At 71.7% G+C, this 240-nt stretch carries 1 protein-coding gene; it reads right to left on the bottom strand.

All coding sequences use genetic code 11. The features are described 5' to 3' along the window. Positions 1-240 (bottom strand): AMP-binding enzyme (locus ACLEQD_RS45430; protein WP_410392081.1); only part of this gene is annotated, 240 nt, incomplete at both ends.

Genomic DNA, 240 nt, shown 5'->3' with positions numbered 1-240 from the left:
CGAAGGCGGAGGGCACCATGTACTCCGGCAGCCTCTCGTGCAGCCGCGAGCGCAGTGCGGAGACGTCCACCGTCTCCGAGCCGCTGCGGCATGCCACGTAGGCCACCAGCCGCTTGTCGCCCGCCGCATCCTCACGGGCCACCACCACCGCCTGGCGCACGCCAGGGTGCTGCTCCAGCGCGGCCTCAATCTCTCCCAGCTCGATGCGCAGGCCGCGCACCTTCACCTGGAAGTCCGCGC

This window comes from Corallococcus sp. 4LFB (assembly GCF_046520365.1).
In the GTDB taxonomy this organism is placed as follows: domain Bacteria; phylum Myxococcota; class Myxococcia; order Myxococcales; family Myxococcaceae; genus Corallococcus; species Corallococcus caeni.
Note: the sequence above shows the minus strand (reverse complement) of the source record. Positions and strands in the feature narration are given on the sequence as shown.